This window comes from Amycolatopsis sp. NPDC051102 (assembly GCF_040682815.1).
Classification (GTDB): Bacteria; Actinomycetota; Actinomycetes; order Mycobacteriales; family Pseudonocardiaceae; genus Amycolatopsis.
The window spans coordinates 128,394-152,670 of record NZ_JBFBBT010000008.1 but is presented as its reverse complement, the minus strand read 5'-3'; the positions used below and the strand labels follow the sequence as shown (position 1 = coordinate 152,670).

General features: G+C 71.9%; 23 protein-coding genes. 15 read left to right on the top strand and 8 right to left on the bottom strand.

Annotated elements, in window-relative coordinates; genetic code table 11:
• The first annotated feature begins 50 nt into the window (after positions 1 to 50).
• Positions 51 to 1,079, top strand: coding sequence for an esterase-like activity of phytase family protein (locus AB0M93_RS23435; RefSeq protein ID WP_364276297.1), 1,029 nt, complete (start codon positions 51 to 53; stop codon positions 1,077 to 1,079).
• Between the two features lie 76 nt (positions 1,080 to 1,155).
• Here the strand turns inward: AB0M93_RS23435 and lexA are convergent, their stop codons facing one another.
• Positions 1,156 to 1,815 carry a transcriptional repressor LexA gene (gene lexA / locus AB0M93_RS23430; protein WP_051736098.1) on the bottom strand — a complete coding sequence of 220 codons (660 nt, stop codon included), beginning with the start codon at positions 1,813 to 1,815 and terminating at the stop codon, positions 1,156 to 1,158.
• Between the two features lie 361 nt (positions 1,816 to 2,176).
• Here lexA and AB0M93_RS23425 point away from each other — a divergent pair, with 361 nt between their 5' ends.
• The 4 genes from AB0M93_RS23425 (at position 2,177) to AB0M93_RS23410 (ending at position 8,782) form a co-directional block, all read left to right on the top strand.
• Positions 2,177 to 2,638 (top strand): LysM peptidoglycan-binding domain-containing protein, encoded by a 462-nt coding sequence (locus AB0M93_RS23425; RefSeq protein ID WP_364276296.1) that lies wholly within the window; start codon positions 2,177 to 2,179, stop codon positions 2,636 to 2,638.
• 859 nt (positions 2,639 to 3,497) lie between these two features.
• Positions 3,498 to 3,992: a transcriptional regulator NrdR gene (gene nrdR, locus AB0M93_RS23420; RefSeq protein WP_033261941.1), complete on the top strand. Its 495-nt coding sequence runs from the start codon at positions 3,498 to 3,500 to the stop codon at positions 3,990 to 3,992.
• 34 nt (positions 3,993 to 4,026) lie between these two features.
• Entirely contained in the window at positions 4,027 to 6,840 is a 2,814-nt protein-coding gene (locus tag AB0M93_RS23415; RefSeq protein ID WP_364276295.1) for a vitamin B12-dependent ribonucleotide reductase, read from the top strand.
• A gap of 235 nt (positions 6,841 to 7,075) precedes the next feature.
• A complete protein-coding gene (locus tag AB0M93_RS23410; protein WP_364276294.1) occupies positions 7,076 to 8,782 on the top strand; it encodes a hypothetical protein in 1,707 nt (568 codons plus the stop codon).
• A 1-nt stretch (position 8,783) separates the two neighbouring features.
• Here the strand turns inward: AB0M93_RS23410 and AB0M93_RS23405 are convergent, their stop codons facing one another.
• On the bottom strand, positions 8,784 to 9,332 hold the full coding sequence (locus AB0M93_RS23405) for a helix-turn-helix domain-containing protein (protein WP_364276293.1): 549 nt from the start codon (positions 9,330 to 9,332) through the stop codon (positions 8,784 to 8,786).
• A gap of 77 nt (positions 9,333 to 9,409) precedes the next feature.
• Here AB0M93_RS23405 and AB0M93_RS23400 point away from each other — a divergent pair, with 77 nt between their 5' ends.
• Both AB0M93_RS23400 and AB0M93_RS23395 read left to right on the top strand, forming a co-directional pair.
• A complete protein-coding gene (locus AB0M93_RS23400) occupies positions 9,410 to 10,021 on the top strand; it encodes an NAD(P)H-dependent oxidoreductase (RefSeq protein ID WP_364276292.1) in 612 nt (203 codons plus the stop codon).
• Positions 10,021 to 10,335 (top strand): multidrug efflux SMR transporter, encoded by a 315-nt coding sequence (locus AB0M93_RS23395; protein ID WP_364276291.1) that lies wholly within the window; start codon positions 10,021 to 10,023, stop codon positions 10,333 to 10,335. Before AB0M93_RS23400 ends, AB0M93_RS23395 begins: the two co-directional genes overlap by 1 nt.
• Here AB0M93_RS23395 and AB0M93_RS23390 read toward each other — a convergent pair.
• Positions 10,325 to 12,337 carry a prolyl oligopeptidase family serine peptidase gene (locus tag AB0M93_RS23390; protein ID WP_364276290.1) on the bottom strand — a complete coding sequence of 671 codons (2,013 nt, stop codon included), beginning with the start codon at positions 12,335 to 12,337 and terminating at the stop codon, positions 10,325 to 10,327. The two genes, AB0M93_RS23395 and AB0M93_RS23390, sit on opposite strands and share 11 nt — an antisense overlap.
• A 112-nt stretch (positions 12,338 to 12,449) precedes the next feature.
• Between AB0M93_RS23390 and AB0M93_RS23385 the strand changes: the two genes are divergently transcribed.
• Positions 12,450 to 13,424 (top strand): neutral zinc metallopeptidase, encoded by a 975-nt coding sequence (locus tag AB0M93_RS23385; protein WP_364276289.1) that lies wholly within the window; start codon positions 12,450 to 12,452, stop codon positions 13,422 to 13,424.
• Here the strand turns inward: AB0M93_RS23385 and AB0M93_RS23380 are convergent.
• Positions 13,417 to 13,986: a TIGR03086 family metal-binding protein gene (locus AB0M93_RS23380; protein WP_364276288.1), complete on the bottom strand. Its 570-nt coding sequence runs from the start codon at positions 13,984 to 13,986 to the stop codon at positions 13,417 to 13,419. The genes AB0M93_RS23385 and AB0M93_RS23380 overlap by 8 nt on opposite strands.
• Positions 13,987 to 14,069: 83 nt before the next feature.
• Here AB0M93_RS23380 and AB0M93_RS23375 point away from each other — a divergent pair, with 83 nt between their 5' ends.
• From AB0M93_RS23375 to AB0M93_RS23365, 3 genes are all read left to right on the top strand, one after another.
• Complete coding sequence (locus AB0M93_RS23375; protein WP_364276287.1) at positions 14,070 to 15,482, top strand: PLP-dependent aminotransferase family protein; 1,413 nt, start codon at positions 14,070 to 14,072, stop codon at positions 15,480 to 15,482.
• Positions 15,479 to 15,925: a hypothetical protein gene (locus AB0M93_RS23370; RefSeq protein WP_364276286.1), complete on the top strand. Its 447-nt coding sequence runs from the start codon at positions 15,479 to 15,481 to the stop codon at positions 15,923 to 15,925. The genes AB0M93_RS23375 and AB0M93_RS23370 overlap by 4 nt, the downstream gene beginning before the upstream one ends.
• 102 nt (positions 15,926 to 16,027) lie before the next feature.
• Positions 16,028 to 16,459, top strand: a complete 432-nt coding sequence (locus tag AB0M93_RS23365) for a CBS domain-containing protein (protein ID WP_364276285.1) — start codon at positions 16,028 to 16,030, stop codon at positions 16,457 to 16,459.
• Here the strand turns inward: AB0M93_RS23365 and AB0M93_RS23360 are convergent.
• Together AB0M93_RS23360 and AB0M93_RS23355 are read right to left on the bottom strand one after the other, a co-directional pair.
• Entirely contained in the window at positions 16,456 to 17,013 is a 558-nt protein-coding gene (locus tag AB0M93_RS23360; RefSeq protein WP_364276284.1) for a hypothetical protein, read from the bottom strand. The genes AB0M93_RS23365 and AB0M93_RS23360 overlap by 4 nt on opposite strands.
• Before the next feature lie 2 nt (positions 17,014 to 17,015).
• Complete coding sequence (locus tag AB0M93_RS23355; RefSeq protein ID WP_364276283.1) at positions 17,016 to 18,569, bottom strand: DUF4139 domain-containing protein; 1,554 nt, start codon at positions 18,567 to 18,569, stop codon at positions 17,016 to 17,018.
• Positions 18,570 to 18,654: 85 nt separating this feature from the next.
• Between AB0M93_RS23355 and AB0M93_RS23350 the strand changes: the two genes are divergently transcribed.
• The 3 genes from AB0M93_RS23350 to AB0M93_RS23340 all read left to right on the top strand — a co-directional run bounded on the left by AB0M93_RS23350 (position 18,655) and on the right by AB0M93_RS23340 (position 21,347).
• Positions 18,655 to 20,451 (top strand): Xaa-Pro dipeptidyl-peptidase, encoded by a 1,797-nt coding sequence (locus AB0M93_RS23350; protein WP_364276282.1) that lies wholly within the window; start codon positions 18,655 to 18,657, stop codon positions 20,449 to 20,451.
• Positions 20,451 to 21,110, top strand: a complete 660-nt coding sequence (locus AB0M93_RS23345; RefSeq protein WP_364276281.1) for a YdcF family protein — start codon at positions 20,451 to 20,453, stop codon at positions 21,108 to 21,110. The genes AB0M93_RS23350 and AB0M93_RS23345 overlap by 1 nt, the downstream gene beginning before the upstream one ends.
• A gap of 72 nt (positions 21,111 to 21,182) precedes the next feature.
• The gene (locus AB0M93_RS23340; RefSeq protein ID WP_364276280.1) at positions 21,183 to 21,347 is read left to right on the top strand and encodes a BBE domain-containing protein; all 165 of its coding nucleotides are present in this window, start codon (positions 21,183 to 21,185) and stop codon (positions 21,345 to 21,347) included.
• A 4-nt stretch (positions 21,348 to 21,351) separates the two neighbouring features.
• Here AB0M93_RS23340 and AB0M93_RS23335 read toward each other — a convergent pair whose 3' ends face one another.
• Complete coding sequence (locus AB0M93_RS23335) at positions 21,352 to 21,993, bottom strand: response regulator transcription factor (RefSeq protein WP_364276478.1); 642 nt, start codon at positions 21,991 to 21,993, stop codon at positions 21,352 to 21,354.
• Positions 21,990 to 23,093: a histidine kinase gene (locus AB0M93_RS23330; protein WP_364276279.1), complete on the bottom strand. Its 1,104-nt coding sequence runs from the start codon at positions 23,091 to 23,093 to the stop codon at positions 21,990 to 21,992. The genes AB0M93_RS23335 and AB0M93_RS23330 overlap by 4 nt, the downstream gene beginning before the upstream one ends.
• A gap of 97 nt (positions 23,094 to 23,190) precedes the next feature.
• Between AB0M93_RS23330 and AB0M93_RS23325 the strand changes: the two genes are divergently transcribed.
• Positions 23,191 to 24,045 (top strand): M23 family metallopeptidase, encoded by an 855-nt coding sequence (locus AB0M93_RS23325; protein WP_364276278.1) that lies wholly within the window; start codon positions 23,191 to 23,193, stop codon positions 24,043 to 24,045.
• The last annotated feature ends 232 nt before the right edge of the window (positions 24,046 to 24,277 follow it).

The window sequence follows — 24,277 nt, the reverse complement described above, 5'->3', positions numbered from 1 at the left end:
ACGTCTCCGTAGTGTGCGATCAGGGGATCGCACACTACGGAGGTGGCTGGGTGCGCTGGGTCGTCGCTCTTGCGGCAGTTTCGGTGGCCGTGCTCGGCGGGCCGGTACCGGCTCTCGCGGCCCCGGCCGCGCCTGCGCCGGAGACGCTGTGCACGGTGAAGGACTCCCGCATCGGCGAGCTGTCGGGCCTGGTTTCGGACGGCTCGCGGCTGTACGCGATCAACGACGGCGGCAGCAAGGTCGAGGTGTTCGTGCTCGGCCGGGACTGCAAGGTGCAGAAGGTCCTGACCGACAAGACGGACCCGTTCGACGTCGAGGACCTGGCCCGCACCCCGGACGGGACGCTGTGGCTGTCCGACACCGGCGACAACAAGAAGGGCCGGCTGACGGTCGCGCTGCTGGAGCTGAGCCCGGCGGGCAAGCTCACCCTGCACCGGCTGACGTACCCGGACGGCCAGCACGACACCGAAGCGCTGATCATGGACAAGGCGGGCACGCCGTACCTGATCACCAAGGACATCCTGGGCGAGGCCCGGGTGTACCGGCCGTCAGGGCCGCTGGCGAGCCCGGGACCGACGACCCTGGAGAAGGTCGGCACGGTCAAGATTCCGGAGACCGACACCCAGGGCGGCCCGGTGGGGTCGATCGGCTCGGTCCTGGTGACCGGCGGCGCGTCGTCGGCGGACGGCACAGTGGTGGCGTTGCGGACCTACACGGACGCGTATGTGTACGCGGCCCCGGACGGCAACGTGCTGATGGCGTTGCAGCGCCAGCCGGTCCGGATCCCGTTGCCGGGGGAGAAGCAAGGCGAGGCGATCGCATTCGACCCCGACGGGACGCTGCTCTCCGGCAGCGAAGGGGCGGGCCAGCCCCTCCGCGCGGTGCGGGGCGCGGCGGCGTTGGCCGCGCAGTCCGGCGCACCGGCGGAGGGGACGACCTCGACCGGCACCGGCGCGTCGTCCGGCGCGGCGGGGGACGGGGCCGGGCTCCCCATCCTGCCCGCTGCCGGGATCACGCTCGCGGTGGTCGGTCTCGGCTGGTTCGGCTTCAGCAAGCTGCGTCGCCGCACTCGCCGCTGACCTTCGGCTCCCCACGGCCGAAGATCAGCCGATCCGGTGAACTTCCGGGCCGTGCGAAAGCCCGGAAGCGCTCTTCCTAGAGGCGCCTGAGCACTGCGACGACCTTGCCGAGCACCGTGGCGTCGTCACCGGGGATCGGCTCGTACGCCTCGTTGTGCGGCATCAGCCAGATGTGGCCGCCCTTGCGCTTGAACGTCTTGACCGTGGCCTCGCCGTCGATCATCGCCGCGACGATCTCGCCGTTGTCCGCGTCCGGCTGCTGGCGGACGACGACCCAGTCGCCGTCGGTGATGGCCGCGTCGACCATCGAATCGCCGGTGACCTTCAGCAGGAACAGCTCGCCCTCGCCGACGATCTCCCGCGGCAGCGGGAAGACGTCCTCGATGGCCTGCTCGGCCAGCACCGGGCCACCGGCGGCGATCCGGCCGACCAGCGGCACGTACGCCGCCTTCGGCATGACCGGCTGCTGGTCCATCTCGATGCCCATGGGGTTGTCGTCGGTCGCCGAGAGGACGCCGACCGCGCGCGGGCGGTTCGCGTCCCGGCGCAGGTAACCCTTGCGCTGCAGGGCGCGCAGCTGGTGGGAGACCGACGACGTCGACGTCAGCCCGACCGCTTCCCCGATTTCGCGGACGCTCGGCGGGTAGCCGAACCGGCTCACCCACGAGCGGATCACGTCGAGGACCTGCTGCTGGCGGACGGTGAGGGTCTCGTCCACGTCGTACACCTCGGGCATGGTGTGCACCTTGCCCGAGTCGCCGGGGGACCCACTGGTCCTGCCCGCCTTGTTCTCCTTCGCCACTGCGTCGCCTCCCAGACGTTCGCTGCACGTATCTGCGCGCCGGCCGCCGCCCGCGGGGGTGCGGGCAGCCTCGCCGGCGGCATCTGCCCGGCAGATGCCCTGGTCACCGACGTTAGCCCCCGGGCACGACGATTTCAAACATCTGTTCGATCGACACGCCGTGTCCGCTCGATTTTGTCGGTGGCAGGTGGTAGACCTTCGCACGGGCGTTCGATAGAACGCCTGTTCGACCTTGATCCACGGGCCGCCCCCGGTCCGGGAAACGGGCGGACACCAGGGTTTCGAGGAGGTTCGGATGTCCATTCTGGCCGAACGCGGGCACGCTCGCCCGGCGACCCCGGTCCCGGCGCCACTTCGTCCCGTGCGCGTGCTGCGCGGGCTCCGCGGCGAGGTCAAGCGCCCGCCGACGCGCGCCCGGGTCGTCGCGGGCCGCCGCCCGGCCGGCTCGCCCTGCGCGGCGCCCCGCCGGGTGGGCGTGCGGTGGCCGTGGCTCGCCGCGCTCGCGGTGGGGAGCTGCCTGGTGGTCACGGGATTGGGCCTGGCCGGCGGCGGCGCTTCGGGTGCCCCGGTGCCGCAGCGCACGGCGACGGTGTCGGTCGAGCAGGGCGACACGCTCGCTTCGCTGGCCGCCCGGTTCGCGCCGGAGAGCGAGCCCGGTGCGGTGGTGGCCCGGATCAAGGAGCTCAACCGCCTGGACCGGCCGGTTCTGGTGCCGGGGCTGCCGCTCACGGTCCCGGTGGCCGATTCCGCCCCGTGACGGCGGGCGGTCCTGAGGTTGGCGACGGCTCGTGCTCGCGCTGGCCGGATCCCGGCATGTCCTCGGTCGCCGACCCCCGCGCTGGGGACGGGTGACGGTCACTCGCTCCGGTGAAACCGTGGTCGCGCAGTTCCGCGTGAGCCCCGCTTGCGAGGCGTTCGGCACTGCTCCACCTGGGTGGCGGCGCCCTTCGGCTTGACTCCGGGCGGCGGGCGATCCTGACTCCTCCGGCGGCTCGGAGCGGTTGGCGGACGATCCTGTCGCCGTGGCGAGGCCGACTTCTTCGGCGGCGAGCGGCAGTCGATCCTGCCGCAGTGAGGCTGGCTCCTCCGGCGGTCCGACTCCGGCCGTCAGTCGATCCTGCCGTCGAACCAAGACCGGCTCGCGAACACCCGGGCGCATCCGCGATGCCTCGCGGTCGTCAACCCCGTACCACCACACCTGGCCAAGATCACCCTCTCCGGTGAACCCGCAACCCCGCGCATCCCACCCCCGATCCCGGCCCCGAAGCACTCGGCACACTGCTCCACCTGGGTGGCAGCCGCCCGCGGCGCCCAGCCTCCCGGCCGCGCGCGATCCGGCCGCTGCGGCAAGGCCGGCCCGTTCTCACCCGGGCGTGGTCCGACACGCCCCGGCGGCTTGCGCACACCTCCGTCGAGTTCTACGCTCGCCCGCTATATGTAGTAGTTACACCGCTGTAGTTGGTCCACAGGTTGGGGTAGACTGGGCAGCAGTTGTCCACAGCTGGTCGGCGTTTACCCACCGGATGTCCACAAAACGATCACCAGGTGCAGGGGTGCAGGGTGGCCGGCGGATGTCGACCGGGGCGGCCGGCGCGGGAGGGGAAGGTGATCGGCGGATGCGGTGCCCGTTCTGCCGGCATGCGGACTCTCGGGTCGTCGATTCCCGAGAGGTGGATGAAGGCCAGGCGATCCGCAGGCGGCGCTCGTGCGCGTCGTGCGGACGGCGGTTCACGACGTCGGAGACGATGGTGCTCGCCGTCGTCAAGCGGTCCGGCGTCACCGAACAGTTCAGCCGGGACAAGGTGGTGAGCGGCGTCCGCCGTGCCTGCCAGGGCAGGCCCGTCGACGACGACGCGCTGCAGCAGCTCGCGCAGCGCGTGGAGGAGTCGATCCGCTCCGCCGGGCTGGCGGAGATCCCGAGTCACGAGGTCGGCCTGGCCATCCTGGGCCCGCTGCGTGAGCTCGACGGGGTCGCCTACCTCCGGTTCGCCAGCGTCTACCGCTCCTTCTCGTCCGTCGAGGACTTCGAGAAGGAGATCGCCGACCTGCGTGAGGCCATGGCGGGTGCTGCTGCCGAGAAGGACAGCGATCAGCGCGAAGACGGCGACTGAGCCGTTCCGCTGCGGGAGTGAGGGTGCAGAACCGATGACCGAAACCGTGGACACGGGAGCCGGCGCGGCCGCCGGCAAGAAGAGCAAGGCCACCGGCGGGCTCAGCGTGAAGCGCGTCTTCACGACCGAAGGGCAGCACCCTTACGACCAGGTCACCTGGGAGCAGCGGGACGTCGTCATGACCAACTGGCGTGACGGCTCGGTCAACTTCGAGCAGCGCGGCGTGGAGTTCCCCGATTTCTGGTCGGTCAACGCCACCAACATCGTCACCAGCAAGTACTTCCGCGGCGCCGTCGGCAGCCCGCAGCGCGAGCGCAGCCTGAAGCAGCTCATCGACCGCGTCGTGAAGACCTACGTCAAGGCCGCGCGCGACCACGGCTACTTCGCCGCGCCGAAGGACCTGGAGATCTTCGAGCACGAGCTCACCTGGATGCTGCTGCACCAGGTCTTCAGCTTCAACTCCCCGGTCTGGTTCAACGTCGGCACGCCGTCGAAGCAGCAGGTCAGCGCCTGCTTCATCCTCGCCGTCGACGACACGATGGAGTCGATCCTCAACTGGTACCGCGAGGAGGGCCTCATCTTCAAGGGCGGCTCCGGCGCCGGCCTGAACCTCTCCCGCATCCGTTCCTCCAAGGAACTGCTGACCTCCGGCGGCACCGCCTCCGGGCCGGTCTCGTTCATGCGCGGCGCCGACGCGTCCGCGGGCACCATCAAGTCCGGCGGCGCCACCCGGCGCGCGGCGAAGATGGTCGTGCTCGACATCGACCACCCGGACATCGAGGAGTTCGTCCAGACGAAGGCGCGCGAAGAGGAGAAGATCAAGGTCCTCCGCGACGCCGGGTTCGACATGGACCTCTCCGGCGCGGACATCTCCTCGGTGCAGTACCAGAACGCGAACAACTCGGTCCGCGTGTCCGACGAGTTCATGCAGGCGGTCGAGAACGGCACCGAATTCGGCCTGCGCGCCCGGCTCACCGGCGAGGTCATCGACCGCACCGACGCGAAGAAGCTGTTCCGCAGCGTGGCCCAGGCCGCGTGGGAGTGCGCCGACCCCGGCATCCAGTACGACGGCACGATCAACGACTGGCACACCTGCCCCGAGTCCGGCCGGATCACCGCGTCGAACCCGTGCAGCGAGTACATGCACCTCGACAACTCCAGCTGCAACCTGGCGTCGCTGAACCTGCTCAAGTTCGTCACGCCCGAGGGCACGTTCGACGCGCCGCTGTTCGCCCGGGCCGTCGAGTTCGTCATCACGGCGATGGACGTCTCGATCTGCTTCGCGGACTTCCCGACCGAGCCGATCGCCGACACCACGCGGAAGTTCCGCCAGCTCGGCATCGGGTACGCCAACCTCGGCGCGCTGCTGATGGCGCTCGGCCACGCGTACGACTCCGAAGGCGGCCGCGCGCTCGCGGCGGCGATCACGTCGCTGATGACGGGCGTGTCCTACCGGCGCTCGGCCGAGCTGGCCCGGGCCGTCGGCGCGTACGAGGGCTACGCGCGCAACGCCGAGTCGCACCAGCGCGTGATGCGCAAGCACGCGGCGGCGAACGAACTGGTCCGCACGTACCACTCGAACGACGCCGCCGTCCGCGCGCTGGCGACCGAGGAGTGGAAGAAGGGCATCGACATCGGGACGAAGCACGGCTGGCGCAACGCGCAGGCGTCGGTGCTCGCGCCCACCGGCACCATCGGCTTCATGATGGACTGCGACACGACCGGCATCGAGCCGGACTTCTCGCTGGTCAAGTTCAAGAAGCTGGTCGGCGGCGGCTCGATGCAGATCGTCAACCAGACCGTGCCGCGCGCGCTGACGGCGCTGGGCTACCTGGACGAGCAGGTCGAGGCGATCGTCGAGTACGTGGCGCAGCACGGCCACGTCGTCGACGCGCCGGGGCTGCGGCCGGAGCACTACGAGGTGTTCGACTGCGCGGTCGGCGAGCGCTCGATCGCGCCGATGGGGCACGTCCGGATGATGGCCGCGGTGCAGCCGTTCCTGTCCGGCGCCATCTCCAAGACGGTCAACATGCCGGAGTCGGCGACGGTCGAAGAGGTCGAGGAGATCTACTTCCAGGGCTGGAAGCTCGGCCTGAAGGCGCTCGCCATCTACCGCGACAACTGCAAGGTCGGCCAGCCGCTGTCGACGGCGAAGAAGGAGAAGGCCGCGGCGGAGCCGGAAAAGGTCGTCGAATACCGGCCGGTGCGGAAGCGCCTGCCGAAGAAGCGCCCGAGCCAGACGGTGTCGTTCACCGTCGGCGGCGCGGAGGGCTACCTGACGGCCGGCTCGTACCCGGACGACGGCCTCGGCGAGATCTTCGTCAAGCTCGGCAAGCAGGGTTCGACGCTGGCGGGCGTGATGGACGCGTTCTCGATGTCGATCTCGGTCGGCCTCCAGCACGGCATCCCGCTCGAGTTCTACGTCTCGAAGTTCTGCAACCTGCGCTTCGAGCCGGCGGGCATGACCGACGACCCGGACATCCGGATCGCGACGAGCGTGATGGACTACCTGTTCCGCCGCCTGGCCCTGGACTACCTGCCGTACGAGAAGCGTTCCCAGCTGGGCATCCTCTCGGCCGACGAGCGGTCGGCCGAGGTGGAGGCCACGTACGGCAACCCGGGCGTCGACCTGGAGGCCTTGCAGTCCACAGTGGACGCATCGCCGGAGCCGCACGCGGAGGAAACCGGCCACCCGCACCGGGAAGCCCAGACGACGACGGAGCTGATGGAGCTCCGCCTCGGCAAGGCGGCGGACGCCCCGCTGTGCATGACGTGCGGCACGAAGATGCGCCCGGCCGGCTCGTGCTACGCCTGCGAAGGCTGCGGCGCGACCTCGGGTTGTAGCTGACCTGCGCGCCGGCCGGGGTGGTGCCACCCCGGCCGGCGCGGCGCTACGAAAAACGTATCGGCGTCCGGAAATTCCACGTTTTCGTTCGTGAAACGCCGAGCTGGGTACGCTTGACCGTAATCCGCGGCCCCGCTCATGGCGCCCTTCCCCGGCCCGGTTATCGTGCTCGCCGGGGAGTTGACTGGCGATTCCCTGTGCTGCGCACCTTTCGTGTGGAACCGGGGAGCAACCCACGATGACCTCGCTCGTCGTCGACGAAACGATTCCGGAAACGGCAAGACCCACGCGTGAACGGCGCGGAAACGGGTGGCTGATCGCGCTGGTCATCGCGGTTTTCGCCGTGCTCGCGTGGCAACGCCGCTGGGTCTGTGACGACGGCCTGATCGTGCTGCGCACCGTCTACAACCTGCTCGACGGGAACGGGCCGGTGTTCAACGCCGGCGAACGCGTCGAAAGCAACACGAGCACCTTGTGGACCTACCTCGTCGCCCTCGGCGGGCTGCAGCCGTGGCTGCGGCTGGAGTGGGTGACCGTCGTGCTCGGGCTGCTGTCCGCCGTCGGCGGGCTCTTCTTCGGGCTCGACGGGGCCCGGCGGCTGTTCCCGGGCCGGCGGATCGTGCCGGCCGGCGCTCTGGTCGTCCTCGGGCTGCCGCCCTTCTGGGACTACGCGACGTCCGGTCTGGAGACCGGGCTGGTCACGCTCTGGCTGTCCCTCCTGTGGTGGCAGCTGGTCCGGCACGCCACCGGCGGCGCGGTCCGCAGCTGGCCCACGCTGCTCCTGATCGGCTGCGGCCCGCTGGTGCGGCCCGAATTCGCCCTCGTTTCCGCGGTCGTGTTCGCCGCGCTGCTGGCCGTCGTGCGGCCGGGCTGGCGCCGCGGCTTCGGGTGGCTCGCGCTCGCCGGCCTGCTGCCGGTGGCCTACCAGGTGTTCCGGATGGGCTACTACGGGCTGATCACGCCCAACACCGCACTGGCGAAGGAGGCGACCCAGGCCCGCTGGGACCGCGGCTGGTTCTACCTCGTCGAATTCTTCGGCGCGTACTGGCTGCTGATCCCGGTCGTGCTCCTGCTCGCCGTCGCCGTGCTGGTGCTCCGGGACCGGACGAAGCTCGTCGTCGTGCTCGCGCCGGTGGTCGCCGGGCTCGTGCTCGCGGTGTACGTCACCCGGGTCGGCGGGGACTACATGCACGCCCGGATGCTCCTGCCGGTGCTCACCTGCCTGCTCCTGCCGATCATGGTCGTCCCGCTGACCCGGTGGACCGCGCCGCTCGTGGTGGCCGTCGTGGCCTGGACGGTCACCAGTGCCGTCGGCCTGCGGCCGGTCTCCGCCGAGCAGCACAAGATCGGCGCGTACGGCATCAGTGACGCGCGCGTGTTCTGGGTCGACTCCACGCACAAGGAGCACCCGATCACCGCGGACGACGCCGCGTCCCTGATCGGCTACCTGCCCGAGCTCGCCGCGGCGCGCGCGGGGCACACCGGCCCGGTCGTCGCGGTGAAGGTCAACTTCGAGTGGGTCGTCTACCCGGGCACCCGCACGGTGATCGACACCCCGGGCGCGCTCGGCTTCCCCGGGCTCCTCCTGCCGCGCACCGAAACCGTGATCGACGACCTCGGGCTGGCGAGCCCGCTCGCCGCGCACAGCACCGTGGTGCCCGGCCGGCCGGCGGGTCACCAGAAGGAGCTGTCGGTCGCCTGGATCATCGCGGACGCCGGGGCCGGCACGGCCGTGGAGCTCTCGGCGGCCGGGCACGAACTCGTCTGGTCGGAGTCGATCGCGGCCGCGCAGCGGGCGCTCACGCGGCCCGAGATCCGCGAGATGCTCGACTCGGTCCGGGCCCCGCTGACCTTCGACCGGTTCCGGGACAACCTGCTGCACGCCTTCGGCCGCAGCCGCCTCCGCTACAGCCCGGACCCGATCGCCGCCTCGTTCGGCGGCTGAGTCACAGCAGCCGCGCCGCCAGCTGCCGCAGGGTCGCGGCGATCCGCGCCGGCGGCACACCCCGGGACGTCTGGTGCAGGAACAGCTCCGGCGCCAGCGGGGCCAGCAGCACGTCGGCCAGGACGTCGGGATCCGCTGCGCCGGCCGCCTCCGCCAGGACGCGGACGTGCGTCCGCCAGAACCCGTACGCGCCGGTCGTGAAGCGGGAGTGGCCGACCTCCGCGCCGAGCACCAGGGCAGCGTGCCGCTCCAGCAGTTCCACCATCGCCGTGTAGAACGCGGCCAGCCGTTCGGCCGGCGGCGCGCCGGGGCCCAGGGGCGGGTCGCCGCGCAGGAGGACCTCCTGCAGCCGGCGCTCGTGCTCGTCCAGCAGGGCGACGGCGATCGCCGCCCGGTCCGGGTAGCGGCGGTACAGCGTTCCGCGGCCGACGCCGGCCGCCTTCGCGATGTCCTCCATCGTCACCTCGGCCGCGCCGCGGGTGGTGAACAGCTCCTCGGCCGCCGCGAGGATCTTGGCTCGGTTGCGGGCCGCGTCGGCGCGTTCGGGCATGCCACCGAGCCTAGGGAATATCCGGACACGGCGTCCAGTTGACTTAAGTGGACACCGCGTCCACTTAAGGAGGAATCGTGCCCCACCTGCTGCACCTCGACTCCAGCGCCCGCCGTTCGGCGTTCTCCCGCGAGCTCTCCGCGCGGTACGCCGCCACCTGGACGGGCACCCGCACCTACCGCGACCTCGCCGCCGACCCGGTCGCGGTGATCGGCGAGGCCTGGACGGAAATCTGCGACGCCCTGCTCGCCGCCGGGATCACCGACCCCGCGCACTACGCCGACGTCGTCGAAACGCCCTCGCAGAAGCAGGCGTGGGCGATCGTCGAGCCGCTGCTGGCCGAGCTGCTCGAAGCCGACGTCGTGCTCATCGGCGCGCCGATGTACAACTTCTCGATCCCGGCCGCCCTCAAGGCGTGGATCGACCAGGTGACGTTCCCGCGGATGTCCCTGCGCGGCCGGAAGTTCGTGATCGCCGGCGCCCGCGGCGGGACGTACGCGGAAGGGACGCCGCGGGCGCCGTTCGACCACCACGAGCGCTACCTGCGGGACTTCATCGCCGGGCACTACGACGTCGACGACGTCCGGTTCGTGCACGCCGAACTGACCAACGCCCTGGTCGACCCGCACCTCGCCGCACGCGACGGCGAGCGGATCGCGTCGCGGGCAGCCGCGTTGCGGGCGATCTGATGGGCTGGGTGACGCTCGTGCTGGCCGGGCTCGTCGAGATCGCCTGGTCCCAGAGCATCAAGCCGACGGAGAACTTCACGCGGCCGTGGCCGATGCTGCTGTGCTTCGTGCTCGGCGCCGCCGCCGTCTACCTGCTGTCGCGCGCGATGGACACCGTCCCGGTGGGCACCGCCTACGCGGTGTTCACCGGGATCGGTGCCGTCGGCGCGATCGTGCTCGGCGTCGTCTTCGCCAAGGACCCGCTGAGCGTCGGCCGGGTGGCCGCGCTGGCCCTGATCGTCGGCGGCGTCGTGCTCGCGCGGGTCACTTCGTGAGCTGCTCCCACAGGAACTCGAACACCAGCGCCCACTTGAAGGCCAGCTGCTCGTTGTCCGCGGCGGCACCGTGGCCGCCTTCGATGTTCTCGTGATACCGGACGTCGTGCCCCTGCTCACTCATCCGCGCCACCATCTTGCGGGCGTGGGCAGGGTGCACGCGGTCGTCGCGCGTCGACGTCACGAACAGCGACGGCGGATAGCCGCCTCCACTGTGGACGTTCTGGTACGGCGAGTACTTCGAGATGAAGTCCCACTCCGCGGCGTCGTCGGGGTCGCCGTACTCGGCCATCCAGGACGCCCCCGCCAGCAGCAGGTGGTAGCGGCGCATGTCCAGCAGCGGCACCTGGCTGACGATCGCGCCGAACCGCTCCGGGTAGCGCGTCAGCATGACGCCCATCAGCAGGCCGCCGTTGCTGCCGCCCTGGATGCCGAGCTTTTCCGGCGTCGTGATGCCGCGCTCGACCAGGTCCGCGGCCACCGCGGCGAAGTCCTCGTACACGCGGTGGCGCTCGGCCTTGATGGCCTGGGTGTGCCAGCCGGGCCCGTACTCGCCGCCGCCGCGGATGTTCGCGACGACGTAGGTGCCGCCGCGGGCCAGCCACCCGCGGCCGATCATGCCGCTGTAGGACGGCGTCAGCGAGATCTCGAAGCCGCCGTAGCCGGTCATGAGCGTCGGGCCGCCCTCGGCGCCGGACGGCCGCACGACGAAGTACGGGATCTTCGTGCCGTCCTCCGACGTCGCGAAGTACTGCGCGACGCTCATGCCCGAAGCGTCGAAGAACGCCGGAGCCTGCTTCAGGATTTCGACCTCTTCGCCGACCTGACCGTAGCTCAACGTGGACGGCTGGAGGAACCCGCTGGAGTCGATCAGGTACTCGTCGCTGACGTCGGGGTCGGTGTCGAAGATGTCCGCGCTGCCGAACTCCGGGCCGCCGGCCAGCGGCGCCTCCTGCCAGCCGTCCGGGCCCGGGGTCAGCGTGCGCAGCTCGGTGCGGACGTCGCGCAGCGTGCCGAGCAGCAGGTGGTGGCGCGTCCAGGCCCAGTAGCTCAGCGAGGTGTGCTCGTCGGGGGTGAACAGCGTCGTGAAGTCGCGGTCGCCGGCCATGAAGGCGTCGAAGCCGATGGCGATCAGGGAGCCGGCCGGGTGTTCGGTGCCGCCGACGGTCCACGCCGTCCGCGGCCGCACCAGCAGCCATTCGCGGTGCACGGACGCGCTCGCGTCGTCCGGGACGTCGATCTTGACCAGCCCGTCGGGCGTCTTCAGGTGCAGTTCCGAGCGGTAGAAGTCGATCGCGCGGCTGACGAAGTCGCGCTCGAAGCCCTCGGTCGGGTCGTGGGACGCGCCGATCGAGACGTCGTCGGGCTTGCCCTCGAAGACCGTGACGGCTTCGGCGAGCGGCGTGCCGCGGCGCCACTCCTTGGCCAGCCGCGGGTACCCGGAGCTGGTCAGCGAACCCGGGCCGAAGTCCGTTCCGATGTAGACGCGGTCCTCGTCGATCCAGCCGATCCGCGTCTTCGCCTCCGGGACGGTGAAGCCGTCCGCGACGAACTCGTGCGCGTCGAGGTCGAACTCGCGGACCACCGTGGCGTCCGCGCCGCCGCGGGACAGCTCGACCAGGCCGCGCCGGTAGTCCGGCCGCAGCACGGTGGCGCCCTGCCAGACCCAGTTCTCGCCCTCGGCCTCGGCCAGCGCGTCGACGTCGAGCAGCAGCTCCCATTCGGGCTCGGCCTGCCGGTAGGACTCCGGCGTCGTCCGCCGCCACAGGCCCCGCGGGTGGCTCGCGTCCTGCCAGAAGTTGTAGAAGAACCCGCCCCGGCGGCGCACGTACGGAATCCGGTCGTCGGCGTCGAGCACCTCACGCAGCTCGTCACGCAGCTCGGCGAAGCGCGCACCCGTCGTGAGCTCGTCCAGCGTCTCGTCGTTGCGGGCACGCACCCAGTCCAGCGCGTCGTCGCCGGTCACGTCTTCCAGCCACAGGTAGGGATCTTCGACACTCATGACCACAGTCTCGCCCGGCACCGGGCCCGGCGGCCAGCGGATGGCGTTTTCCTTTCGTGATCCCCACCTTCCGGGGTGTCCGTATGCTGGTCCCACACAGCAGGGGGAGAACGTGAACGACGCCGAACCGCCGTGGCCGGGACCGGCCCGGCCACCGGAACCCGCGTGGGTGCCGGAGCCGAACCCGTGGGCGCCCGGCTGGGCGGCCGCGCCGCCCGTCCCGATCGCCCCACCGCGCAACCGGCTCTGGGGCGCCGTCGGCGGGGTGCTGATCGCCGTGCTGGCCTTCTCGCTGATCGCCGCCACCACCCCGCGCCGGGTCGACGGGCGCGCGTATGCCGCGCAGGGCGCCGACACCGGTCGCGCCTACAGCGGCGGCACGGAAGTGAAGCCCGTGCCGGAGCTGGCCCGCAACCCGCTGCTCGACGCCGGCATCACGCCCGGGCCGGCGACGTGCGCGCTGCCCGACCTCGGCCGGGCCGCCGACCAGCTCAAGACGTACTACGACAAGCTCGTCGACTGCTTGCAGGAGTCCTGGCGCCCGGCCCTGGACAAGGCGAACGAGCCGAGGCTGCTCGCCTTCGTCTCGGTGACGCTGCCGGAGCACAGCGCGTGCGGCGCGGCGCCGACCGAGAACGAAGCCGTCGCCTACTACTGCGGCGGCGACACGACGATCTACGCCCCGACCGACTGGATGCTCTCGGACGCCGGCCTCAACAAGGCCCGGCACATCGCGACGATCGCCCACGAGTACGGCCACCACGTGCAGCGCGAAAGCGGCATCCTGTCCGCGGCGGCGGACAAGATGACCTCGCCGGACGAGAACAGCACGGCCGACAAGGAGGTCGTCCGCCGGATCGAACTGCAGGCCAACTGCTTCGGCGCGCTGTTCCTGGCGGCCGTCGCCGGCTCGGGCTCGATCAGCCGGCCGCTGGCGAACGCCGCCGTCGCCGACTACGGGCGGGCCGACAACAGCGACACCCACGGCTCGCGCGAGCACCAGCTGTCCTGGGCGAAGGCGGGCTACGACGGCAAGAACACGAAGGCGTGCGACACGTGGAGCGCGCCGGTCGCCGAGGTCAGCTGACCCAGGCGGGATCGCGGCCCAGCAGGGCGAGGAACCGGTCGAGGGCGCTCGCGTCGTCGGGAACCGCGACGCTGTGGGCGAACGAGCCGTTCTTCTCGCGGCCCTCGTCCGGGATCCGCTCGGCCAGCCGCAGCGCGGCGTGCACGGCCTCGGCGTCCGGTTCGTAGGGCAGGCCCAGCGTGCGGGCCAGGTCCCAGCCGTGCGCGAGGGTGTCGACCAGGTGCATGTGCGCGGCGATCGCGCCGGGGAACGTGCCGAAGTGGTTGATCGTGAGCTGCCGCTCCAGCACGTCGTCGCCGGCGAAAGCGTTGAGGAAGTCGTCGACCGACGCCCGGTACGCGGCGCGGGCGTCGTCGCCGAGAACACCGGCGTCCCAGTCCGGTGCCGAGCCTTCACGGGCCGCCGTCGCGAAGGCGTGGTTCTCGCTGACCTGGTGGCGGAGCAGGTCGGCCAGGGTCCAGCCGGCGCACGGCGTGGGCCGGCCGAGGTCGGCGGGCGTCACGGCGGCGACGAGCTTGTCGAGGACGAGCAGGGTGCGGCGGTCGAGTTCGCGGAGATCCATGCTTCGCACGCTAAGTCGCGGAGCGGACCACGAACAGTGCCAAATCCGGCCCAACCTTCGTGGGCCAATCTAGACTCGGGCCGGTGGAAATCCACATCGACCTGACCGGTACCCGCGGCCACCGCGACGCGATCTACCGGCAGCTCCGCGCGGCCATCCTGGCCGGCCGGATCCGGCCCGGCGAGGCGCTGCCGCCGACCCGCGAGCTCGCGCAGCGGCTGGCGGTCTCCCGCACGACCGTCAGCGCGGCCTACGACCGGCTCACCGCCGAAGGGTTCCTCGCCGGGCGCGTCGGCGCGGGCACGTTCGTCACCGCTTCGCCGGCGGAGCGCCCTTCGCCGGTCCTCGACGCTCCGGGCGTGCGGCCGCTCCCTGAGTGGGACGCCATGCCGCGGCCGCCAGCGCCCTTCGCGCCGGCGCCGGAGTTCGACTTCCGGCCGGGCGTCCCCGATCTTTCGCTGTTCCCGTTCGACACCTGGCGGCGGCTGATCACACAGCGGCTGCGTGCCGGCCAAGCCGACTTGATGACCTACGGCGACCCGCAGGGCCACGCCGCGTTGCGCGCCGAGATCGCCCGGCACGTGGGCGTCTCGCGGGACGTCCGGGCGAGCGCGGCGCAGGTCGTCGTGACCGCCGGCGCGCAGCAGACGACCGACCTCGTCGCGCGGGTGCTGCTGCGGCACGGCGAGCTCGCCGCCGTCGAAGACCCCGGCTACCCGCCGCCGCGGCTGGTGCTCGGCGCCCGCGGCATCCGCGTCGCGCCGGTGCCGGTGGACGCGGCCGGGATCGTCGTCGAGGCCATTCCGGCGGGGACGCGGCTGGTGTACGTGACGCCGTCGCACCAGTACCCGCTTGGCCTGTCGATGTCGCTGGAGCGCCGGCTCGAGCTGCTGGATTGGGCCGAGCGGAACGACGCGGTGCTCGTCGAGGACGACTACGACAGCGAGTTCCGCTACACCGGGCGGCCCCTGGAGCCGTTGCACAGCCTGGATTCCCGCGGCCGCGTCGTGTACGTCGGATCGTTTTCGAAGGTGCTTTCACCGGCCCTGCGGCTCGGGTTCCTCGTCGCGCCGCCGTCGCTGGTGCCCGCGTTGGTCAAGGCCCGCTACCTCACCGACTGGCACGCGCCGAACGTCGAGCAGGCGGCGCTGGCGGCGTTCCTGGCCGAAGGCGGGTTCGCCCGGCACGTCCGGCGGATGCGGAAGGTCTACCGCGCGCGGCACGAACTGCTGACCCGGGAGCTGGCGTCGTTCGCGGACTTCCTCACGCCGTTGCCCTCCTCCGCCGGCCTGCACCTCAGCGCGGTCGCGGCGGCGGACTGCGGTCCGCTGGTCCGCGCCGCTCGCCGGCGTGGCGTACGGCTCTACTCGCTGGGGGACTTCGGGGTGGGGGAGCGGCGGCACGGGCTCGTCTTCGGTTACGGTGCGGTCGCGGCCGAGCGGATCGGACCGGGACTGGCCCGGCTGCGGGCGCTGGCGGACGAGGGAGCGGCATGACCGACGACGTGATGGTGGCAATCGACGCCGGTCTGCGGCAGCACATCGGCGGCGACCGCGCGGGCGCGTACGCGACCTTCACGGCGCTGTGGGCGTCGATCGGCGACGACGGCGACCCGCTGCACCGCGTCGCGCTCGCCCACCACATGGCCGACGTCTGCGACGACCCGGCCGAAGAACTCGAGTGGGACCTGCGGGCCCTGGCGGCGGCCGACTCGCTGACCGACTCGCGGGCCCAGGAGTACCACTCGTCCCTGGCGGTGCGCGGGTTCTACCCGTCGCTGCACCTGAACCTCGGCGAGGACTACCGCAAGCTCGGCGACCTGACGGCGGCCCGCGAACAGCTGGCGCTGGCGAGGGCGCGCCTGGACGCCCTCGCCGACGACGACTACGCGGCCGGGATCCGGCTGGCCCTGGACGGCCTGGCCGAACGGCTCGGCTGAATCGGTTCGAATACCACGAAGACGCCCCGTTTGCCGGACTTTCGCGGGGCGCCGCCGGGCCCTAACCTGTGGTGATCCAGCTCACCGACGGGAAGGATCGCCATGCGGATTGCGGATCTGCTGCGCAAGAAGGGGTCGGCGGTCGCGACGGTCACCCCGGAGACGACGGTGACCACGCTGCTGGCCGGCCTGGCCGACCACAACGTCGGCGCGATGGTGGTGGTCGCCCCGGACGGATCGATCGCGGGCATCGTCTCGGAACGCGACGTGGTCCGGCGCCTGCACGACCACGGCCCGGGCCTCCTCGACGGCCCGGTGTCGGAGATCATGACGACGCTGGTGGCCAGCTGCACCCCGGACGACTCGGTGGACCAGCTGTCGGTCCTGATGACCGAGCGGCGCATCAGGCACGTACCGGTGCTGGACAACGGCAGGCTCGCGGGGATCGTGTCCATCGGGGACGTCGTGAAGAACCGGATGGAACAGCTGGAGCAGAGTCAGGAACAGCTGCAGGCCTACATTTCCCAGGGTTAGTGCGGGGGCCAGCTGTAGGCGTAGCCGAGGGAGAAGGTGCGGTCGATCCAGTCGCCGGCCGGCTCGCCCGCTTCCGGGTGAGCCGGTGCGACCGCGCGGACCGCGTCCAGTTCGGCGGAAAGATCCTCGGCGGAGAGCAGCGTGCCGTCGCGGAAGGTGAGTTCGCGGACTTCGGTGCACACCCAGGCCGGCCGGAAGCCCATGTTGAGGTAGGGGCGTTCTTCGTGTTCGCCGCGGCCGAGCAGCAGGCGGCCGGTGAATCCGGTGGCGATGTCGAGCTTCCGGTAGTGCCAGGCGTCGTAACCGTCGTGCCACCGCGGCCGGGCTCCGCCGAACGGCGGCGGGGTGTCTTCCGACCCCAGTTTGAGATCCCGCAACACCAGCCGGCCCTCGGCCACGGCGTACCCCTCGATGTGCCCGCGCCAGCAGGCCGTGCTGGTCGGCCTCGGGGTGAATCCGTGGGCGGCCGGGTCGAACAGCCCGGTTCCGTCCACCGCGGTGATCGCGAACCGGGCTCTTCCGAGCGTGACTTCGTCGGAAAACTGAGTGGTCACCGCTACTCCCGCCAGCCGGACAGTTCCACGCCCTTGGCGACATCCACGCGATAGGACAGCGTCACCGTCTTGCTCTCCCCGGGAGCCAACGCCAGCCGCCACGTCAACTCGCCGAGCTCTGACGTCTCCACCGGCTCCGGCGACGTCTTCACGTCCTTCACCGCGATCGCGTCGTCCCGCGAAACCGGCGCCTGGTCCAGGACGGTGACCGTCGCGGAACGCGGCCCGTGGTTCCCGACCGAAATCCGGTACTCCGCCTCACGTCGTTTCTGTCCGGACAGCGTCGCCTTCGAAGCCGTGCGGCGGACCAGTTCCCGCTCCACCCGGATCCGGTCGTCGACTCCCAGCGCCAGTTCCAGTTCCTCGCCGGGAGCCCACGGTTCGAGCACGGTCGTCCCGACGAACTCCGTGTCGTGGAACACCGAAGCCTGTCCGGGCCGCAGCGCGTGCTCCGAGGTGTTGACGACGGTGGCCCGCAAGTACGCCTCCTCGGCCAGCACCGGCGCGGTGACATACCCCAGCGAAGCAGTGAGATCCAGCTGCGCCAACGTCGTCCGGTGGCCCTGCCCGCCGGACGGCACCGCCACCGGCCGCGAAGGCCGGTACGTCACCGCCGTCGTTCCCTGCTCGGCCGACGCCAGTTTCGGCGCCATCGCCGGCGCCGCCGACAGCCGGGCCATCCGCGCGCCTTCGGGGATTCCGCCGCCCGCCGCGCCGTAGGCGGCCGCGGGCGCCACCGGCACCGGGTGCACGCGGTCGAGGTACCACGGCTGCAGTTCCGGGACCACCACCGACACCGCGGGCCGGGCCGTCGACAGCGCCAGCTCGCACTCCGGCCAGTCCTCGCCCGTGTACTGGCTGACCAGCCCGTACGACACCACGGTCACCTCGGTGCCGCGCACCCGGACGTCGTAGCGGGGCTCCCAGCTCGCGCCGGCGACCACATAGGACAGTTCCAGCTCGGCTTCCCCGGCCGGCTCCGCGATTTCCAGCTCCACCACCACCGACGTGCTGTCCCGGCCGGGCTGCGCGCCCTGCGCCTCGATCCGCCGGTCGAGCGCGGCGAGGTCCTCGCGCAGCCGCGCGATCCGTTCGCTCAGCACCCGGCGCGCCTTCAACGCGGCCGCCAGCCGCGCACTCAGCGCGTCCGTGACCTCGGCGACGCGCGAAGGCTCGGCGGTGCCGGCCGCCAGCGCCTTCGCGAAGCTGCCGCCGCTGCGCTTCGCCAGCGAAGTCAGCAGATCCACCTTCATCGTTTCGGCCGCTTCGTCGTCCGCGACGCCGTCGAGCGTGGCCTGGTCGGCGCGACGCTGCTCGACGAGCGCCTCCAACGCCGCGTCGGCCGGGGCGGCGTGCCACTCGGTGCGCACGTCGACGCCGGTGATCAGCGCCGGCCCGGTGCCGGTGACGCGCACCGAAGCCGGGTCGAGGGCCGGCGGGAGCCCGGCGAACGTGAGGCGTGGCCCGCCGTCGAGCGGGGCCTTGCCCCGGCGGGTGATCCGCGCCTGCTGCGGGTAGACGGTCACGGCGGCGATCGGCGCTTCCACGGTCGGCATGCCTCCGACGTTAGTCTCTTGACACCCCCGCGGGCGGAGCGGAAGTGTCTTCAGTCGTCCGCTTCGCCCGGCTTGGGGGTCCTGAGTGAAAGCCGCAGTCCTGCTCGCCGCCGTCCTCGTGCTGCCGCTGACCGCGGGCGTCGCCGAAGCCGCGCCACCGGCCCCGGTGTTCACCGGCGGCCAGGCCCAGCCGGTGTTCGACCCGGCTGACGTCGTCCGCGAAGACGTCTGGGTCACCGCGCCCGTCGACAGCGACCACGACGGCACCGACGACCTCGTGCACGCCCAGGTCGTGCGCCCGCGCGCGACCCAGCAGGGCCTGAAGGTGCCCGTCGTCTACCAGGCCAGCCCGTACTACGCCGGCGGCAACGACGTCGCCAACCACGACGTCGACGTCGAGCTGTACGCGCCCGGGTACGCCCGCGGCCCGGAAGGCCCGCGCGTCGCCGCGCACGGCGTCGGCCCGGCCACCCCGATCACCTGGCGCTACCAGGACTACTTCACCGCGCGCGGGTTCGCCGTCGTCTACGGCGAATCGCTCGGCAGCGGGCTCTCCACCGGCTGCCCGACCACCGGTGACGTCAACGAGACGATCGGCGCCCGCTCGGTCGTCGACTGGCTCAACGGCCGCACCTCCGCGCGGGACGCGAACGGCGTCGCGGCGAAGGCGGACTGGAGCACCGGCAAGACCGGCATGATGGGCGTGTCCTACAACGGGACGCTGCCCAACGCCGTCGCGAGCACCGGGGTCGCGGGGCTCGAGACGATCGTGCCGATCGCGGCCATCTCCAGCTGGTACCAGTACTACCGCAACGACGGCGCGGTGGTCGCGGCCGGCGGGTACCAGGGCGAGGACGCCGACGTGCTCGCCGAGTACGTCTACACCCGCGCCGACCGGCAGGTCTGCCGCCCGGTGATCGACGGCCTGACCCGTGACCAGGACCGGGTGACCGGCGACTACACGCCGTTCTGGGACGTCCGGAACTACCGCAATGACGTCGCCAAGGTGCACGCGTCCGTGCTCGCGGTGCACGGCCTCAACGACTGGAACGTCAAGACCGACCAGGTCGCCGAGTGGTACGAGGCGCTGAAGGCCCACGGTGTCGAGCACAAGATCTGGCTGCACCAGTCCGGCCACGCCGACCCGTACTCGCTGCGCCGCGACGTCTGGCTCGCGACGCTGAACGAGTGGATGTCGCACTACCTCTACGGCGTCGACAACGGCATCCAGAACGAGCCGAAGGCGACGATCCAGCGCGAGGACCTGTCCTGGACCGACGAGGCCGACTGGCCCGCGCCGGGCACCGCCGACGTCCGCGTGTACCCGTGGCCGGGCGGCCGGTCGAAGGGCACGATCGACACCCGCAACCCGGTGCCGGGCACGGCGGCCGTCGAAACCCTCGCCGACGACTCGTCGAAGACCATCGAGCAGCTGGCCGGCCTGGCCTCGTCGGGCAACCGCCTGCTGTACGCGACTTCGGCGGCGAAGCAGGCCGTACGCCTCTCCGGCACGGCTCGCGCCGACCTGGCCCTGGCGTTCGACCGGCCCGCGGCGAACGTCTCGGCGATCCTGCTCGACCGCGCGCCAGACGGCACGTCCCACGTGATCAGCCGCGGCTGGACCGACCCGCAGAACCGCACGTCCCCGGCCCGTACCGAGCCGATCACGCCCGGGCGGACCTACCGGATCGGCGTCGAGCTGATGCCGAAGGACTACATCCTCGCCGCGGGGCACCGGCTGGAGTTCCTGCTGGCCTCCAGCGACCACGACTACACGCTGCGCCCGAAGCCGGGCGCGGGGCTGGCGCTCGACCTGACGCGGACGGCGGTCACGCTGCCGGTCACCGGCGGCAAGCCCGCGCTGCGAGCCGCGTTCGGCTGATGCTGCCGGAGCACCTGCACGCCGACGTCCGGACGCTGTGGGACTACCACGACCTGCGGCACGAGCCGCGGCGCTCGGACGTCGGGATCGGTCTCGGCAGCCGCGACCCCGGCGTGGCCGTCCACACGGCGGAGCTGTTCCATGCCGGGTGGTTCCCGCTGATCGTCTTCACCGGGGCCAACGCGCCCACGACGGTGGACCGCTTCCCGCGCGGCGAAGCGGTCCACTACCGCGAGATCGCGCTGGAGCTGGGCGTGCCCGACGACGTCGTGCTGGTCGAGCCCGAGGCCCGCAACACCGGCGAGAACATCGCGTTCACCCGGCGCCTGCTGGCCGGGCGCGAGATCCGGTCCGTGACACTGGTGACGCGGCCGTACGCGCAACGCCGTGCCTACGCGACGGCCAAGCGGCTCTGGCCGGGCGTCGACGTCGTGTGCGCGTCGAAGGCGGTTTCGTTCGAAGAGCACCTCACCGGCGAAGAGGACCTCGAGCGCGTGGTCGGCATGCTCGTCGGCGAGACCCAGCGGATCACCGAGTACGCCGCGCAGGGGTTCGCGATCCCGCAGGACGTCCCGGCCGAAGTCGCGCGGGCCTCCGGCCGGCTGGCCGACGCGGGGTTCACCCAGCGCCTGATCCGCGCCGACGATCACTCCGTGTAAGACGATGCCCACCATGACCTCGACCGCCAAACCGCCGCCCCGCGGTGGTGGTGCGGCCGTCGGGCCCTTGACGTGCTCGAGACGCTGCCCGGCGACATGGGGGTGCTCGTGGCCGGGCTCAACGCGCCGCCCGCGCCGTTCGTGCCCGAGGTCCCCCCACTTCCGGCCCGGTTACGCCCGGCCTACGACCCGCGGAACGTCTTCCACCACAACGCGAACATCCCACCCGCGCCGTGACGGATCAGCCGGCGATGCCCGCCCGGTAGGCGAACGCGACCGCCTGCGCGCGGTCGCGCAGCCCGGCCTTGGCGAACAGGTGGTTCACGTGGGTCTTCACGGTCGCCTCGCTCACCACCAGGGTCCGGGCGATCTCGGTGTTCGACAGGCCCGCCGCGATCAGCCGCAGCACCTCGAGCTCGCGCACGGTCAGGCCTTCGACCTCCTTGACGCGCGGCGGGGTGGTGCGGGCGGCGGCCTCGACGAGCCGCCGCTGCAGCTCGCCGTCCACAGTGGACTGCCCGGCGGCGGCCGAGCGCAGCGCCCGCGCGATGGACTCGGCGTCGGCGTCCTTGGTGAGGAACCCGCGGGCGCCGGCCCGCAGCGCGGCCAGCAGGGCCTCGTCGTCGGCGTAGGTGGTGAGCACGACGACCTCGGTGCCGGGGTGCTCCGCGCGGATCCGCTCGGTGGTCTCGACGCCGTCGCAGCGCGGCATCCGCAGGTCCACCAGCACGACGTCGGGCCGGAGTTCGGCGACGAGGCCGAGCGCGGCGAGCCCGTCGGCGGCGGCGCCGACCACCTCGATGCCCGGCAGCAGCCCGAGCAGCGTGACCAGGCCTTCCCGGACCACCGCCTGGTCGTCGGCCAGCACGACCCGCAGCGTCACGCCGGCACCGTCAGGTGAATCCGCCATCCGTCCTCCCCCGGCCCGCTCTCCAGCCGCCCGTCGAGCAGCGCGACCCGTTCGCCCATCCCGCGCAAACCGTAGCCTGCCGCGGGCGCGTCCGGCGGGCGCCTGCCCTGCCGGTCGGCGACGGTCAGGTGCACCGTTCCGTCGGCGTAGCCCAGCGTGACGTCGACGTCCGCCTGCGCCGCGTGCTTGCGTGTGTTGGCCAGCGCCTCCTGCACCGCGCGGACGAGCGCGGTGCCGACCGCCGGGGTGAGCTCGCGGGGCTCGCCCTCGACCGTCAGGTCCGCCCGGGCGCCGCTGTCGAGCCGGTAGGCGGCGAGCAGATCGGCGATCGCGCGTTCGACCGGGACGGCGTCCTCGCGCAGCGCGGCCACCGCCTTCCGGGCCTCGGCCAGGCCGTCCGACGCCAGTTTCTGGGCCCGTTCGATCTGGGCGACGGCGTCCGGGCTCGCGCCGTCGCGCACCAGCATCAGCCGCGCGCCCTGCAGGTTCAGCGAAAGCCCGGCCAGCGAGTGCGCCAGGACGTCGTGCAGCTCGCGGGCGATGCGGGCGCGTTCGGCGAGCGCCGCCGCGCGGGCGTGCTCCTCGTTGGCGGTCTGCGCGCGGGCGAGCGCCAGCTCCGTCTGCTCGATGCGGGCCAGCCGGGCGCGGCGGTTCAGCCCGAGCAGCAAGATCACGACGACGACCGCGTAGGTGGGCACGGCGCCCTGCCAGGTGCCGTGGAGGACCGCCCAGCAGGTGATCGCGGCCAGGTCGATCGCGACGGCCAGCACGATCGGGCCGGTCCGCTGCTTGAGGACGACGAAGAAGGTGGTGCCGAACATCGTCACCGACGCCCAGCTGTTCGGCGCGATCGCCATCAGGGTGGCCGCGGCGGCGATCACGGCGACCGCCACGACCGGCGCCCACCGGTGCGCGACGGCGTCGTGGAGCCACAGCACCGGGACCGACAGGACGAGGGTGAGTCCGATCAGGACCCAGGCGAGGGTGTTCGCGCGGGGCATGGCGGCGAACATCGGCCCGGCGACCAGCGCCCAGCGCAGCCAGTCCTGCGCCTGGGGTCGTCCGATCGCCATTCCGGGGTCCCTCCGCGGGGGTGTTGTACGGAAAATGTACCGGCGCGGGCTTCCCTGGGTGGCGGCAAGATGTCCCGTTTGTCAAGGAGGTTCCCCCATGTCCAGGTTGCGACGGCTCGCCCTGTTCGCCGCCGCCGCGGCGCTGCCCGCGCTCGGCCTCACCCTCGCCGGCCAGGCGACTGCCTCGGCCGCGCCGAACTTCCAGGTGCCGTTCAAGTGCGGCGTCACGGTGACTGCGGCGACGTTCAGCGGCCACAGCCCGGCGTACTCGGTCGACTTCCAGAAGGACGGCATCACCGGCATGCCGGTGCTCGCGGCGGCGTCCGGCACGGTGACCCGGGTGGCCGACGAAGGCAGCACGAGCTACGGCAAGTGGATCGAGCTGGACCACGGGGGTGGCTGGCGCACCCGGTACGCGCACCTGTCGGCCCAGGAGGTCTCGGTCGGGCAGTCGGTGTCCCTCGGCCGCGAGATCGGCAAGGCCGGCGCGACCGGCGGCGTCAGCGGGCCGCACCTGCACTTCGAAGAGCGCCTGGACGGCGTGGTCCAGAAGGCCGTGCTGAACGGCGTCGCGGTGCCGTACTACGGCCACACGAACTTCACGAGCAAGAACAACTGCGGTGGCAACCCGTACTCCGCGGAAGAGGTCTGCGGATCGGGCTTCTCGGTGGTGGACCAGCAGGCGCTGGCGAACTCGTCGGGCACGGCGTACCTGCTGTACAACGCCGCCACCAAGGCGAACTGCGTGACCACGCTGAAGGCCACCTCGCTCGGCACGGCCAGCGCGGTTTCGGCGTTCCTCGAGGTCCAGGGATCGGCCCGGGTGACCGACTCCGGCAGCTTCACGTACTACGCCGGGCCCGTGAAGAAGACCGCCGGCTCCACCTGCGTGAAGTGGGGCGGTTCGGTGGGTGCCAACACCTACGAGAGCGGGTTCGAGCACTGCGGCTGAGCTCGGGACATCCGGGGCAGCGCCCGGTCCGCGGCTTCGGCGCGAGCCGGGGGCTTCGGTTCCGAGCCGGGGGCCATCCGGACCCCCGCAAGACGACGAGTGTCCGGCCGGTGGGGCCGGGCAGCATAGCCCGCCCCACCGACAGGAACGCCCCGCCCGGCCCGCGCCGGGCGGGTTCTGTCCACATCGGCCCCGCCGATCCACAGATTTGCCGCCACCGCCCCAGCCGGCC

Bases quoted from the DNA above. Each gene is read 5' to 3' on its own strand.
- lexA (WP_051736098.1), bottom strand. From the start codon at position 1,815: ATGCCCGAGGTGTACGACGTGGACGAGACCCTCACCGTCCGCCAGCAG.
- AB0M93_RS23425 (WP_364276296.1), top strand. From the start codon at position 2,177: ATGTCCATTCTGGCCGAACGCGGGCACGCTCGCCCGGCGACCCCGGTC.
- nrdR (WP_033261941.1), top strand. From the start codon at position 3,498: ATGCGGTGCCCGTTCTGCCGGCATGCGGACTCTCGGGTCGTCGATTCC.
- AB0M93_RS23415 (WP_364276295.1), top strand. From the start codon at position 4,027: ATGACCGAAACCGTGGACACGGGAGCCGGCGCGGCCGCCGGCAAGAAG.
- AB0M93_RS23410 (WP_364276294.1), top strand. From the start codon at position 7,076: ATGACCTCGCTCGTCGTCGACGAAACGATTCCGGAAACGGCAAGACCC.
- AB0M93_RS23405 (WP_364276293.1), bottom strand. From the start codon at position 9,332: ATGCCCGAACGCGCCGACGCGGCCCGCAACCGAGCCAAGATCCTCGCG.
- AB0M93_RS23395 (WP_364276291.1), top strand. From the start codon at position 10,021: ATGGGCTGGGTGACGCTCGTGCTGGCCGGGCTCGTCGAGATCGCCTGG.
- AB0M93_RS23390 (WP_364276290.1), bottom strand. From the start codon at position 12,337: ATGAGTGTCGAAGATCCCTACCTGTGGCTGGAAGACGTGACCGGCGAC.
- AB0M93_RS23380 (WP_364276288.1), bottom strand. From the start codon at position 13,986: ATGGATCTCCGCGAACTCGACCGCCGCACCCTGCTCGTCCTCGACAAG.
- AB0M93_RS23370 (WP_364276286.1), top strand. From the start codon at position 15,479: ATGACCGACGACGTGATGGTGGCAATCGACGCCGGTCTGCGGCAGCAC.
- AB0M93_RS23365 (WP_364276285.1), top strand. From the start codon at position 16,028: ATGCGGATTGCGGATCTGCTGCGCAAGAAGGGGTCGGCGGTCGCGACG.
- AB0M93_RS23355 (WP_364276283.1), bottom strand. From the start codon at position 18,569: ATGCCGACCGTGGAAGCGCCGATCGCCGCCGTGACCGTCTACCCGCAG.
- AB0M93_RS23345 (WP_364276281.1), top strand. From the start codon at position 20,451: ATGCTGCCGGAGCACCTGCACGCCGACGTCCGGACGCTGTGGGACTAC.
- AB0M93_RS23330 (WP_364276279.1), bottom strand. From the start codon at position 23,093: ATGGCGATCGGACGACCCCAGGCGCAGGACTGGCTGCGCTGGGCGCTG.
- AB0M93_RS23325 (WP_364276278.1), top strand. From the start codon at position 23,191: ATGTCCAGGTTGCGACGGCTCGCCCTGTTCGCCGCCGCCGCGGCGCTG.